Source organism: Prosthecobacter dejongeii (genome assembly GCF_014203045.1).
In the GTDB taxonomy this organism is placed as follows: Bacteria; Verrucomicrobiota; Verrucomicrobiia; order Verrucomicrobiales; family Verrucomicrobiaceae; genus Prosthecobacter; species Prosthecobacter dejongeii.
In genome coordinates, this window is record NZ_JACHIF010000001.1 from 367543 (window position 1) to 380927 (window position 13385).

Genomic DNA, 13385 nt, shown 5'->3' on the forward strand with positions numbered 1-13385 from the left:
TAACCCTTCCCTGAACCTCACACCTCTGAATCCTATGAGCCAACCAAAAATCACCGCCTACCTGAAGACCTATTGCGGCTGGAGCGAAGGCGTGCGCGCCATCTTCCGCAAATACAGCCTCGACTTCGAAGAAAAGGACATCATCAAAAACCCTGCTTTCCGCTGGGAAATGGAACAGAAGAGCGGCCAGCCCCTGAGCCCCTGCGTGGAGATCAATGGCACCATGCTTCCTGACATCAGCGGTGAAGAAGTGGAGCGCTGGATGCTCGCCAACAACCTTCTGGAAAAGAACGAGACCCCACCGGATGCGCCGATTGATTCTGCCTGCACCGATGCCCAGCATGCCGCCATGGCCGCTGGCCAAGTGGGCAAAATCACCTTTGTGAACTGAAGTTCCATCATTGCCTGTCTGGGCGGTTGACAAGCCCTTCAGACAGGCTTAATTCCATCCCTGCTCTACGAGCAATGGCGAGGTAGCAAAGTGGTAATGCACTGGTCTGCAAAACCGGTATGCGCGGGTTCAATTCCCGCCCTCGCCTCCACCTTGAAACATCAAGGTTTCGTTCTCAACGATCCTGCGTATTGACCGCATTTGGGAGATTTAACAAAATCGTTCCATCACTCCAGCAGCGATTATTTAACCACACTTCTGGTTAACCCGATCCGGATGGCATACCAACACAGGGTTCATCCTGAAAGCTCGCCTCAAGTCGCCACAGGCTTCTGTGGGCTGAGCGTAGGCGGGGAAACGAAGCCGTATTTTTCCAGGCTATCCTCGATAATGCGCTCGCAGGCGCTGAGCTGTCGTTCGCGTTCGCGGCGACCTTCATCGGCGATGGCTTGCAGGGCATCAATGTCGTAAAGGTACACACCTTCGATCTCGTTGACGGCGGGGTCCACATCGCGCGGCACGGCGATGTCAATGATCAGCAGCGGGTCCCAGCGGCGTTTGCGCATGACCTGCTGGATGAGCTCCGGCTTGATGACAAAATGCGGCGCGCTGGTGCTGGAGATGATGACGTCCACCTCATGCAGGGCGTGTTCCCATTCGTCGAATTTCATGGCAGTGCCCTTCATCTCGGTGGCCAGTTCCACAGCGCGGTCATAGCTGCGGTTGGAGACGATGATGCTGCGCGCACCTCGTGAGAGCAGGCTCTGCGCGCAGGTGCGGCTCATCTCGCCCGCGCCGACGAGCATCACGCGGCACTGCTTCAGGTCATGCACCTTTTCCGCCAGGTCCACGGCCACGGAGCCCACGCTGGTGGAGCCGCGCTGGATGGTGGTATCGTTGCGCACCTTTTTTCCCACGGTGAAAGCCTGCTGAAAAAGTTTATTCAGGGCCCGGCCGGTGCTGCCGGTTTCCAGGGCCACTTTGTAGGCCTGTTTCACCTGGCCAAAGATCTCCGTCTCGCCCAGCACCATGCTGTCCAGCCCGCTGACCACGCGGAAGAGGTGGCGGGCAGCGTCATCGGACCGGAGGCGGTAGGTCACCAGGGCCTCAGCCTGTTCCTGAGGCAATTCAAAACGGCGCACCAGGTAGTCCACCAGGGCCTCATGGGCCACGCGGGCATCATCCAGCGTGTGGGTGGCGTACAGCTCCACCCGGTTGCAGGTGCTTAGAACCACGCTTTCTTCAAAGCCAGGCAGTTGGCGGATCTCCTGCACGGCATCCGGCACCTTCGCCTCAGGGAAAGCCACACGCTCCCGCACCTCCACCGGAGTGGTGCGGTAGTTCAGGCCCAGGCAGACCAGATGCTCGCGGGTGGCAGGGGGTGGGGTCATGGTCAGGTGACGAGCCAGAGGGAGATGAAGGGGATGACAAACCCCACCGCAGCTAGCCAAGCCGTCTGCCGGGGGGAAAGCGCGTGCCGCCAGGCGATGAAGCCCATGACGGCGTATAGGCCCCAGACACCCCAGGCGAAGACGAGCTTCGGATTCGTGATGGGTGTGTCCAGCTTGAAGGTGATGGCCAGGCTAGCGCTCAGCAAGACCAGCCCCAGCAGCACCTGGCGCTGGATGGCCTTCGCCAGCCCCTGGATGGGCGGCAACTGATAAAACAGACCGCCGATGAGGTGCCGCTTTAGGAAACGCTCTTGCAGCAGGTACATCACGCCGGTGACGCAGGCCAGGGCAAAGGCGGCGTAGGCGACGAGCGCCAGGGCCGCGTGCAGTTCCACCAAGGCATCAATCTTCGGCTTCGCCGCATAGTCTGGAAACGCACCCGGCAGGGCAAAGGCCAGCCCGTGCATGGCCACCACCATGGGCGCGGTGAACATGCCCAGCAGGGATACCCGGTAAGTGGTGCCCACCAGGAAATAGAGGAGGACGACACTCCAGGCGATGAAGACCAGGATGTCGGACACACTTTTCATCGGGCACTGCCCCACCACCTGGCCGCGCAGGTAGATGGCCCCCGTTTGAAAGACGAACCCCAGGGCCATGGTCAGCTTTTGGGCCATTCCCCGGCGCCAATCCCCGGTCTGCAGCGCACGCAACGCAGGCACCACCGCCGCCAAAAAAGCGAAGGTGGAAAGAAGGAGCGCGATCCGGTCTGGAGTCATGGTTGGGGGTCCCAGCTTCGCGGCAGCGGTGCACACCTGCAACTGGGAAGCTAAATACGCTCAAAAGAGCCCCGAATCAGCGAACTATTTTACTCTTGGGGGTGGGGGCGTGTCTGAAACGTCACCACCGAGAATTGGTGAGGCGTATGGAGCTTCTTAGGCTGGCGTCTAGAGATGGGGCCTTTGGTCGCTGGGACCGTCTGAAGAAAAGAGCGTGAGCACACCCGCAACCCCTATCCCATGAGCCTTTTTTCGATCATCACCCTCTTCGCCTTCGCGGTTCAGGCTCAAAGCCTTGATCTGGCAAGATATGAGACCCTAACGGTTGAACAAAAAGTCGAGTTCTTTGGGGGGCAATCGAAGATGCGCCTACAGCCGGAGACTGATTTTGTTCAGGCTCTCGTCCTTGGGGTTGCAGACTCCCACGAAGCCGTGCGGCGGCGGGCCACTCAGAGGGCAGCCATGACGCTTGCGGGTTTGCAGCAGCTCGCACAATCAGGCCAGCCCGTGCCCGTCCACGAATCCCGCGCACGAAAACACTCTATGAACATGAACATACTTTTTTTCAGTTTGATCATTGTTGGGTCGGCGGGGCATTTGATAGCTCAAGATCCCATCGAACAGATCCTTATCCCAAACGCTTTATCTCCGGAACTTGAAGCGCTGCCTTCCATTGTCTTTAAAAGAGGATGGGTGGACAGAGAACCTCTGAGTCCAGAGGCCAAACAAGCAGTGACGAATCAAGATCTGGCCAAGCTTTCTACGATGCTCGCCACAACTGACGCTAGAGTTCAACGGCAAGCGGCTCTGGGGATGGGCCAACTCACAGAGCACCAAGCGGAGGCGCGAGAAATCCTTTCACGCTTTATTGCGGCGGAGTTGAATCCATGGCGCACGGAGTTTGGGGATCAGTTTTTCTCAAGGCAGACTGCGATTAATGCGGCTGAGCAGTCACTGGCGGCTCTTCTCGCTAAGGCTAAAACATCTGAGCGCTCGGCGGAAATAGCGATGCCAGCCAAGACTCCCGAAGCGAAGCCTTCGACTGTGCGCGAACCCTGGTTTTTCTCGACTCTCTGGTTCGGGATCGTGCTGGTGAGCGCTGCCGCCCTGGGCCTCGTGTGGCTGCTTTTGAAAAAGCGGAAGGTGTGAAGCGATATGTTTGCCTAACGGAAGGTGTGGTTTGGTGAAGTGGGGGCTAGGATGTGGGTTGTAAAATCCTGCGCCTGATGACTCATCTTCTTTCTTCCTTTCACGCGGTTCAAGGTTGGATGAGATGGTTAGCGGCTGCTCTATTTGCCGTCCTGCTTATCCCCGAATTTGAATGGAGGGAGAGCCTGGCCCTGGTGTGTTTTTTACCTGCTGGGCGTGATTGTTGGAAGCGTTTACAGAGAGATGCCCAAAATTTGTATCGCCAGAATAGTTTATTAACACCAGCAACAGCATTACCAGGCAGTAAGATGAAGTCCATGACAGCCCGTCTCATTCACCCTTTCATTTGTGCAGCGGCACTCACGCAAAGTGCATTTTCGCAATCACTTTTAGAATCGGTGCAGCGCCTGAGTCAGATCGAAAAATCATCAGAAGGTTTCAACTCACAAATCTACCTGAAAGCGACGGCCGAAGCTCTGCTGGCCTGGGAAAAGGCTGATGAAGAGGAGAAAAGGAGGTTCGCTTCGCACTTGTTCGGCATGCATTTCCGGAGGTCTCAGATCATGGCCTCTGCACATGATTACAATGCTGCTGCCGCTGAACTGAGTGCGGAGGCTGCTCTGCAAAAGGACTTTGAAGGTCGGCTGGAGTTTACAACCAAATCCCCCGACAGCTTCTTTCGTAACCTTGTGGAGTTGCAAGCCCAACTGACGGCTGAAATCGGCCGCGATCCGCTGATGGGTCAAGTTAGTTACTCTTTCCAAAGAGAGGGAGAGGACTTCATCGCGGCCAGATTTGAGCTTGGGAATGAAATTGCAGACACTACAGTGCCAGAAGTCGGTCCCGAGAGCGCTTTGGTCTTGGTGCATCGGCTCAGTAAGCTAGACGGTAAGTTTGTCGCAGCAGCGCCACGATTGCTCGTGGTGGCCAAAGGAGGCCGCCTTCCGGATGTATTAAAGCAAGCTACTGTCGAAATCGTCTTGGACTCCGCAGGGAGAATGTCGGCTCGTCGGCTGTAGGCGGTATTTAATGCCCTTTTATTTCTCATGGAGGAGTCGAAGTCATTTTTTTACTCCGGTGAGTTAGTGAAACACTGTCTCGCACAGTCACTTGACCAGCCTCTGGAAACCCTTGATGAATGCGAGATTGAAAGGGGGCCTCCTGGCATCCCTTGAGCTCATTTCTGGAGTTTCTTATGAAAAAGCTGTTTTCTTCTTTGGTTTCCACGCTGGTCCTGGCGCTCGTTTTGCCTGCCAGGGCGGTGATTCCAGATGCACTGCCAGCGGCGCCGGAGCCGGTGGAGGATATTTTGCGCCTGCAGATCTTCCTGGATACGCAGCTTTTCGGTCCGGGGAAGGTGGATGGGCGGCCGGGGGACATCACCACACAGGCGCTGAAGCTTTACCAGCGCACGCAGGGCCTGCCAGAGACGGAGGTGGCGGCGCACACGCTGGATCTCAGCAGCGTGCCGGAGGTGTACACCACCTACACCATCCGCCCGGAGGACCTGAAATACGTGGGAGATCTGCCCAGCCAGCCCTCCGCCCAGAGCAAGAAGAAGTACCTGCCGTATGATTCGCTGCTGGAGTTTTTGACGGAGCGCTTTCACTGCTCGCCTGAGTTGATTGAGTTCATCAATCGGCCCATGAAGATGGCGGCCCTGAAGCCGGGGGATGTGGTGAAGGTGCCCAGCGTGCAGCCTTTCCTCATCGAGGAACTGACGCAGATCGCCAAGCTGCCGGAGGTGCCGGAATTTCTCACGCGGGTGATCAAGATCGACACGCGGGAAAAGCGCCTGCGCCTCTATGAAGGGGAAAAGCTGCTGGCCACGCTGCCGATCACGCCGGGCAGTGGCCACTTGGCGACACCGCCGGGGACGTGGCGCATTTTAGGCATCGCGCAGATGCCGACCTTCCGCTGGGATAAAAGTGTGCTAGAGTATGGGGTGCGCAGCAGCAGCTACTACCAGCTCCCCTTGGGGCCAAACAATCCGGTGGGGGTGATGTGGATCGGCCTGAACAAGCCGGGCATCGGCATCCATGGGACGAATCAGCCGCAGACGATCGGTCGCAGCGCCAGCCACGGCTGCATGCGTACGGCGAACTGGGATGTGGTGCGCCTGGTGAAAATGATCACGCAGGGCATGACGGTCATCATTGAGGGCCCAGCACCCGTGCCGCGCCCGCCCGTGTATGCCAAGGCGGTGAAGGCGGAGGAAGTGCGACCTGCCGAGGCCGCTCCGCCACCACCCGAACCGAGGCGTGGACTGAAGCTGTTTTTCTGGAAAAAGTGAGGTGAGCACAGACGGCGGCGAGTCACCTCAGGAATCAACTCCCAGCATCACCCCAACTGCCGTTTTGCCAACGTTCCCAAGACACCGAGAGCCTCTTGCAAACGGGGACTCCAGGGCACGCCACAGGAAAGGCGGATGCAGTGGCGATACCCCTGGTTAGGCGAAAACATGGGGCCGGGGGCGATGTTGATCTCGCGAGCGAGCGCCTCATCCTGCAGCCGCAGGGCATCCACCCCGATGGGCATTTCCACCCACAGGACGAAGCCGCCCTGGGGCTTCGTCACCCGCGTGCCGTCGGGAAATGCAGCGGCCACGGCCTGCCCCACGCGCCGCAGATTCGCGGCATAGATGGACCGCACACCGCGCAGGTAGTGGTCATAGCCGCCGGTGGCGAGGAATTCGGCGATGGCTAGCTCTGGCAGGGTGGCCGTGGCCAGCGTGCTGGTAAGCTTCAGTGTTTTCACCCGTTCATAAAACCGTCCTGGGGCCACCCAACCGACGCGATAGCCTGGGGCCAGAGATTTGGAAAAAGAGCTGCACAGCATCACCAGCCCTTTTTCATCGTAGCCCTTCGCCAGCCGGGGCCGCTGCGGGCCGTGGTGCAGCTCACCAAACACGTCATCCTCAATGAGGGGGATCTCCCGCTTGGCCAGCATGCTTACCAGGCGTTCTTTATGGGCATCCGGCATCAGTGCGCCGAGGGGATTGCTGAACGTGGGGACGGCTAGGCAGGCTGCCACGGGATGAGTGCGCAGGGCACGCTCCAGAGCGTCCAGGTCCATGCCATCGCGCGGGTGAGTGGGGATCTCGATGGCTTTGAGCTTCAGCTCCTCCAGCGCATGAAGGACGCCAAAGTAGGTGGGTGACTCCACGGCCACCACACTGCCCGGCACGGTGACGGCGCGCAGGCACAGCATGAGCCCCTCTGTCGCCCCGCAGGTGGTGATGATCTCCTGCGGCAGCACCATCGTGCCCGCCTCCAAAACTCGCTTGGCCACCTCACGCCGCAAGAGCTCAGTGCCGGGCGGCATGTCATAAGACACTCCCCGTTTGCCAGATCTCCGCGCCACGCTGGCCAGCACCCGGTTCAGCTTCACCATGGGCAGCAGCTCCGGGCTGGGCACCGCCCCTCCCAGAGGCAGGATGTGCGGTAGCATGGCGGCCTCAAACAGGCGAGACTGGAGCGCCCCCACGGTGACCTCCCGCACCGCGCGTGGTGGGCGGGCCATCAGCGGCTCTTTTAGAACAGGGCGGGCGGCCCGCACAAAGAAGCCTGATTTCGGCCGCGCCTCCACCAGCCCGCGATCCTCCAGCCAGATGAAGGCCTGGATGGCGGTGGTGAGGCTCACCCCATACTGCTGGCTCACCCGCCGTAGGGAGGAGACGCGCTCCCCCGGCCGCAGTACACCCTCTTCAATGAGGTGCGCGATCTTTTCCGCCACCTCCTGATAAAGAGGGGGTGCCGTAGAGCCAGCATGTGCGGAGGTGGACATGAGTGGGAGCGAGAGGATCTGTACAGCCTCTCACGGCCCACAGTCTCCACCCTTTAGCAAAGCGTAAACCCCGCCCCAAGCAACCTCCCGTTCATCACGTGCAGGTCGTTCGTCTGTATCCGCCCTTGGAGGAAGAACCTCACTTCTGAACCCATTTCCCACACTTTCCGTTAGACCCTACCTTTCCCTTCCCCCCACCGCGCTGGCCGCACTTTTCCTCGTTAACTCTGCGCTTGTGAGCACGTTTATTTCTTCCCAAAGTCACTCAGCCTCTGCCAAGCTCACCAACGCATGAAACTCGCCACCCTTCTCACCTCCGGCCTCCTCGCTGCTAGCAGCCTCTTCGCGGCTGACACGGTCAAACTCACCCGCATTCATGAGAAGCTGGCCACCCCCTTCCCCATCGCACTCATCCTCCCGCCAGACGGCAGCCAACGCGAGTTCCTAGCCCTCCAGCGTGGCCAGATCCTCATCCTCCCGAAAGACGATGCCGCTACGGAGGCGAAGACCTTCCTCGACCTGAGCACCCGCGCCATGGAGGCCGACAACGGAAAATTTGAAGAAGGTCTCAACGGCCTGGCCTTCCACCCGCAGTACAAAGACAACGGTCTCTTTTATCTCTGCTACACCCAGCAAAAGCCCAAGCGCCTCGTCATCAGCGAAATGAAAGTCAGCGCGGATGCGGACAAGGCCGATCCTAGCAGCGAGCGCGTCCTGCTGGAGATCCCCCTCATCAACTGGAACCACCACGGCGGCAACATCCTCTTTGGCCCGGATGGCTACCTCTACATCGGCGTGGGTGATACCTCCAAACGCAATGACGAGCAACGCATGGCCCAGCTCAATGCCGTCCTCGTCGGCAAAGTCCTGCGCATTGACGTGAATAAGCGCGACCACCACAACGCCTACGGCATCCCCGCTGACAATCCCTTTGCGGATGGTGTGAACGCCCAGCCCCAAGTCTATGCCTACGGCATCCGCAATCCCTGGGGCATGCACTTTGACAGCGCCGGTCACCTGTGGCTAGCCGATGTGGGCCAGGACCTCTGGGAAGAAATCAACTGGATCACCAAAGGCGGCAACTACGGCTGGAGCTTCCGTGAAGGCAGCCGTCCCTTCCCCCTCCGTCAAGATACCCCTCCGGCCGAGGCTAAGCTCATTGACCCCATCTTTGAATACAATCACGGCGAAGGCCTCAGCATCACCGGCGGCATCACCTACACTGGCCAGGCCCTGCCAGAGCTGAAAGGCCAGTATGTCTATGGCGACTTCGTCATTGGCAAAATCTGGGGCCTCAAAACCAACAATGATGGCAAAGTCGAGGCCAACACCCTCCTCTACACCAGCCCTCAGACGGCTTCTGACAATCCCAAGAAAAAGCCCACTGTTTTGGTTAAACCCACCGCCTTCTGTGCAGATGCCCAGGGCGAGCTCGTCGTGCTGGATTGGAACGGCGGCCTCTACCGCCTCAGCAAGTGATTCAAGGCCCATCTCTGCCCCCCTTTTCCGTCCCCACTCCCCATGCGCGAGCTGATCTCCCACCCTGCCGATCTCACCCCCACCACTCCCTGGCAAGACACCGTCTGGGCCTACACACCGGAAGAAACCCTGGTGGACCACACCACCAAGGCCCGCCTCTGTGTAGCCACCCTGCTGCCCTTCAAAGATCGCCAGCCGGACTGGGACGGCTTTTCCAAAAGCGTCCGCTGGATGCAGCAGTGCGGGGAGCACTACGGCGTGGAAATGGTCTTCGTCCTGAATGCCGATACGGGCTACATCTTTGACCTCAGCGACGAACTCTACGCGGAAGTCCTGAAACGCTTCCGCGCAGAATTCCCCAACCAAAAATTCATCGCAGGCATCACTGCCCGGGGTGCTGAAAAAGACGAAGTCTTCAAAGCCGAACGCTACTGGCCCCTCCTCGACATCGCCCAAAGCCATGACAATGGCGAGATGATGATCATGACCTCACGCCTGCTCAACCTGCTGGCCCCCGAGGCCCGCCGCGATGCCTACTTCCAGATCGCCGAGCACATCACCCACCCTGCCATCGCCCATGCGCTGGAGCCCTCCTTTGTCCCATGGGCCAGCCCCTACGAGCCGTGGCTGCTGCATGAAATCGCCAACCACCCCAAATACGTCGGTGGAAAAATCAGCACTCTGGATGAGCCCCACTTCCTCTACTGGGCTGCCATGTGCAAGGACCTGAACCTACCCTTCGCCCCCCACAGCGGGGACGACTACGGCATCCCCACCGCCATCCGCCTGGGCTTGCCCCTCCTTATCGGCGCCGGCGTCAGCGCCTGCCCCCTCATCGCCGCCGCTCGTGACATGTGGCTGCTGGACAGCGTGGTGGATAAAAAATTCAAGACCAGTACAGGCCGTTTCGATACCAACGTGTACAAACTCTTCGAGGCCTTCCAATCCTTCGAAGACCTCGTCTTCCGTCTCGACGACCGCCTGAGTGCCGCGCCCTACAAGCACAGCACCGCCCACGTCCTGCATCACCTTGGCCTCATCGCCTCCCCCGAGGCTCACCCCGACTGCAAAGACCTGCGTGGCCCGGATGAAGCCCAGCGCATGGAAGAAGCCCTACGTCGCCCCCGCCGCGTGGCCAAACGCCTCGGCATCCCCTACTTCGGCGCGTAAACACACTACCTGTTAGGCCACCGTGCGCGAAGTTTCCTTCGCATTATCACCGACATTTCACACCGTACGCGAGAGAGATGTCGGTGCAGTGCCCTTGACATCTCCCCCTCCTCGCCTGCGACATCGCAGGCCCGCAGACGGAGCGCGAATATTCTATTCGCCTAACTCCCCCAGCGCGCACGCACCACTCCCCCATCCCCGTTCGCCCCACTTTCCCCCGCTTCCCGCACTCGTTCGGAGGGGTGGGACCATCCTGTTTGGGGCGGACGCATCACTCGGAGAGTGATTCATCCTGTACTGCCGCAGGCGACCTCACACCACTATCCGTCCCTTCGCCCCGCGGCGCATGGGGACCCTGCGCCCTACCCTTTCCCCCTTTCACACCCCCTCGCCCCGGAGGGGCGAAAGCTCATAGCCGGGGGTGAAGGTGCGCAGCACCGAGAACCCCCGGACCCCCGCCTAACCAACAACGCGTCCACCCTCCCCGCGCCCTCAAGGGGCGCGAGAAACCCCCGCTCGCCCCCAACCATCCACACTTCCTGTTAGGCCCTTTCCCAGACCGTCACGCGTGAGTAACGGAACGACCATGCACGCAGCCCCCAACCCTCAAACGTCTTCTTGCCCCCATTCGCTCCATCCCCCGATGCCGGAGGCATCGCAGCCGGTAGCCAGCAACTGTGTTTACCGAGCAAGCTTTATTTGGGGATTTTTCAAGGCTGCATTGAGCAGTTCCAGCAATTTTCTCGCCACCGCTGTGAGCGCCACCTTGGCAGGTTTGCCGGCTGCGCGCAGCCGCTGGTAAAAGCTTTTGAGCGTCGCGTTTCTATGTGCGGCAGTTAGGCTGGCAAGATAAAGGCTGCGCCGCAGTGGCGCCCGCCCTCCGCTGATGTGGCGCTGGCCTCGCTTGAGGGTGCCGAGTTCCGGCATATGTGCGCACAAAGAGAGGGCACCGCGCCAGTCGATACCAGCGACTTCATCCAGGCGCTCCGTTTTGCGTGTCAGCTCCGCATCTGCCTTGACCCACTGACGCATCAGAACTTCGAGTTTGGTGATTTCTTTTTTGAGGTTGGCAATGAGGCGCGTGATCTGCTTTTTGAGCCAGCTATCGGTAGCTTGCAGCAGCCGTGTTTGATGTTGAGCGCAGTTCTCCACGAGCATATCACGCTGCGCAACCATGAGGCCGAGACGCTCAGCCTGAGGGCTGGGAACAGGGGTGGGTGCAGGTTGTAGAGCCTTGCCAAAAGCCACCAGCATGGCCGCATCGATACGGTCCGTCTTGGCCAGGCGGTTGTGCGCGCGAGCAAAGTCACGCGGCAGGCGTGGATTGACCACACTCAGAGTAAGCTGGCCTTTATGCAAAGCCTGGCTCAAAGCGCGCTCATAGCCGCCAGTGGCTTCACAGATGACATGAACCGGACAAGGCTGCGAAGCGGCCAGCTTGAGGATTTTGGCAAAGCCTTCAGCGCGATTGGGCACTGAAAGTGACTGGTTGAGGAAGTGCAGATCAAGGGAGTCCTTGGAGACATCGACACCGAGATAGACAACGTTGAGTGACATGGATAGAATGGGTGAGTGGGTGAGGGAAAGGATCAACCTTGTGGATACGAACTCACCGCTTCGCGCGAGCGATGCGGAGGTTCAGGCAACTGTTCGATCTCTGACCGATGAAGCAGAAGAGGTTCAGGCTGGCTAACGAACTCGCCGCAAAGCGGTTCAAGGGGTCACCGAACTCTCCACTGCTTGGCCCGGGCGGGCGGCCGCCCGCCCGGGCCAAACCGATCAATCACAACGATGCAGGGCATCCGCATGAAGGAAACGGAAAATCAATATACAAGGGGTAAGTGAGCCCTAGCGAACGCACCCCTGGTTAGGCCAAAAACATACCTTCGCTCAAGGTCGCATCCTGGAAGGATGCCAGCGGCGTGGCCAGCTCCACCAACCTCGAAAGGGGGCAATCAGTCCTTCTCGCGCACCCTCCGAAGCGCTTCGCGCACGGGCGTCTTTTCGCCTTGATTGGCAGATGCCCCAACGATGATCCTTCGCTCTCAATCCCCCCCATCACACCCGTCCAAAACTAACAAAAAGTCTGGCGGAGCCTTCTCACCTCCATGAGAAAAACCCCGCCAGACGTCACAACGGACCTGAAACTCGTTTCCTGTTAGGCAGCCTTGCGGCTGTCGCGCAGATCACGAATGTGATCATGAGCTGCTTTGATGTCCATGAACTGAGTCTGCAACACCGCCAGGATATTGGCCGGCAGATCTTCATCATCCATGGCCTTGCGATAAGCAGCCACGGCAGAGTCTTCGCCGCGCTCGCATTCGGAAAGCACCGCATGGTCGTCCCGGCTCGTCAAAGCCGCCTTGAGGTCGATCCAACCGCGATGCAAAGCCCCGGCGACGGAGCCTGAGTCAGCCGGGTCAGATTCGCCCAAAGAATGGGCCAAGGACTGAAGCTCCCCAGCGAACTTGCTGCGTTGCAGCGAGTATTGACTGAAAACAGTCTTAAGCTCGGAATTGGCAATGTCCTCAGAAGCAGCGCGGAATCCTTCCTGGCCATCTTTGAGGGTTTCGATAAGGTTGTTGAGTGTAGAAAGTGTACTCATAGCACCTTAAATTCGGACGCCCTTTCAAAACTGCGTGCATGAGCCGTCAGTTTCTCGGAATAACCAAAAGCGAGGCAATGGACCTGAGGAAAACGCAAAACTCCTTGTTAGGCTGTCTTCAGGTCACCCGCTTTCCAAAAAGCATATTCATCCCTCAAACTCTTACCTTAATGGTCATCCATTAGCTTGTGCCGAAGGTCTTCGGTGAAACCCAGATAAACTTCGTCATTGGAAGCTTAGCTCCGAAACGGATAGACGCAGTGCATAGCATTTCGGATGGGCAAAAAGTGGCGCGCCATTCGGAGCCGGGCGGCAAAGTTGCAGTCCATCCTGCGCTTTGTGAGCTAGGGAGTGCATTCTTCACCGCCTTAAGGCTGTCGAAAAATGGCGGAAGGGGTGGGATTCGAACCCACGGTGAACTTGCGCCCACGTCTGATTTCGAGTCAGGTACTTTAGACCACTCAGCCACCCTTCCGTGCTGCATGCAGCGCACGCATGGTAGGCAGGAGCGGAGGTTTGGCAAGGTGTGCGTGGCAGATTTTCACTTTGGAAAAAAGTGCGTGCGTTTCTTCCGCCCTGTGCCTATGCTTGGGGAGTGACCTTTTCGGCCCAGACTCTGCTTTTGCTCTCCCTGC

General features: G+C 59.0%; 11 protein-coding genes and 2 tRNA genes. 7 read left to right on the plus strand and 6 right to left on the minus strand.

The genetic code is table 11. The features are described from left to right. Nucleotides 1-34: 34 nt before the first annotated feature. Together HNQ64_RS01250 and HNQ64_RS01255 are read left to right on the plus strand one after the other, a co-directional pair. Entirely contained in the window at nt 35-391 is a 357-nt protein-coding gene (locus HNQ64_RS01250; RefSeq protein ID WP_184204469.1) for a glutaredoxin family protein, read from the plus strand. 76 nt (nt 392-467) lie between these two features. Then, nucleotides 468-542, plus strand: a tRNA-Cys gene (locus HNQ64_RS01255). 163 nt (nt 543-705) lie between these two features. Here the strand turns inward: HNQ64_RS01255 and hemA are convergent. Together hemA and ccsA are read right to left on the minus strand one after the other, a co-directional pair. Further along, nucleotides 706-1782, minus strand: a complete 1077-nt coding sequence (gene hemA, locus HNQ64_RS01260) for a glutamyl-tRNA reductase (protein ID WP_184204470.1) — start codon at nt 1780-1782, stop codon at nt 706-708. Nucleotides 1783-1784: 2 nt separating this feature from the next. Further along, nucleotides 1785-2561 carry a cytochrome c biogenesis protein CcsA gene (ccsA, locus tag HNQ64_RS01265; RefSeq protein ID WP_184204471.1) on the minus strand — a complete coding sequence of 259 codons (777 nt, stop codon included), beginning with the start codon at nt 2559-2561 and terminating at the stop codon, nt 1785-1787. 240 nt (nt 2562-2801) lie between these two features. Between ccsA and HNQ64_RS01270 the strand changes: the two genes are divergently transcribed. The 3 genes from HNQ64_RS01270 (at nt 2802) to HNQ64_RS01280 (ending at nt 6003) form a co-directional block, all read left to right on the plus strand. Next, on the plus strand, nt 2802-3710 hold the full coding sequence (locus tag HNQ64_RS01270; RefSeq protein WP_184204472.1) for a hypothetical protein: 909 nt from the start codon (nt 2802-2804) through the stop codon (nt 3708-3710). A gap of 77 nt (nt 3711-3787) precedes the next feature. Beyond that, nucleotides 3788-4729: a hypothetical protein gene (locus HNQ64_RS01275; RefSeq protein ID WP_184204473.1), complete on the plus strand. Its 942-nt coding sequence runs from the start codon at nt 3788-3790 to the stop codon at nt 4727-4729. Nucleotides 4730-4905: 176 nt separating this feature from the next. Further along, complete coding sequence (locus HNQ64_RS01280) at nt 4906-6003, plus strand: L,D-transpeptidase family protein (RefSeq protein WP_184204474.1); 1098 nt, start codon at nt 4906-4908, stop codon at nt 6001-6003. 47 nt (nt 6004-6050) lie between these two features. Here HNQ64_RS01280 and HNQ64_RS01285 read toward each other — a convergent pair whose 3' ends face one another. Then, the gene (locus HNQ64_RS01285; protein ID WP_184204475.1) at nt 6051-7496 is read right to left on the minus strand and encodes an aminotransferase-like domain-containing protein; all 1446 of its coding nucleotides are present in this window, start codon (nt 7494-7496) and stop codon (nt 6051-6053) included. A 291-nt stretch (nt 7497-7787) separates the two neighbouring features. Between HNQ64_RS01285 and HNQ64_RS01290 the strand changes: the two genes are divergently transcribed. Together HNQ64_RS01290 and HNQ64_RS01295 are read left to right on the plus strand one after the other, a co-directional pair. After that, nucleotides 7788-8975, plus strand: coding sequence for a PQQ-dependent sugar dehydrogenase (locus HNQ64_RS01290; protein WP_184204476.1), 1188 nt, complete (start codon nt 7788-7790; stop codon nt 8973-8975). A gap of 42 nt (nt 8976-9017) precedes the next feature. Beyond that, on the plus strand, nt 9018-10145 hold the full coding sequence (locus tag HNQ64_RS01295; RefSeq protein WP_184204477.1) for a hypothetical protein: 1128 nt from the start codon (nt 9018-9020) through the stop codon (nt 10143-10145). 681 nt (nt 10146-10826) lie between these two features. Here HNQ64_RS01295 and HNQ64_RS01300 read toward each other — a convergent pair. From HNQ64_RS01300 to HNQ64_RS01310, 3 genes are all read right to left on the minus strand, one after another. After that, nucleotides 10827-11702 (minus strand): IS110 family transposase, encoded by an 876-nt coding sequence (locus HNQ64_RS01300; protein ID WP_184204478.1) that lies wholly within the window; start codon nt 11700-11702, stop codon nt 10827-10829. A 601-nt stretch (nt 11703-12303) separates the two neighbouring features. Continuing rightward, on the minus strand, nt 12304-12750 hold the full coding sequence (locus tag HNQ64_RS01305; protein WP_184204479.1) for a PA2169 family four-helix-bundle protein: 447 nt from the start codon (nt 12748-12750) through the stop codon (nt 12304-12306). Nucleotides 12751-13135: 385 nt separating this feature from the next. Continuing rightward, a tRNA-Ser gene (locus HNQ64_RS01310) sits at nt 13136-13225 on the minus strand. Nucleotides 13226-13385: the final 160 nt, after the last annotated feature.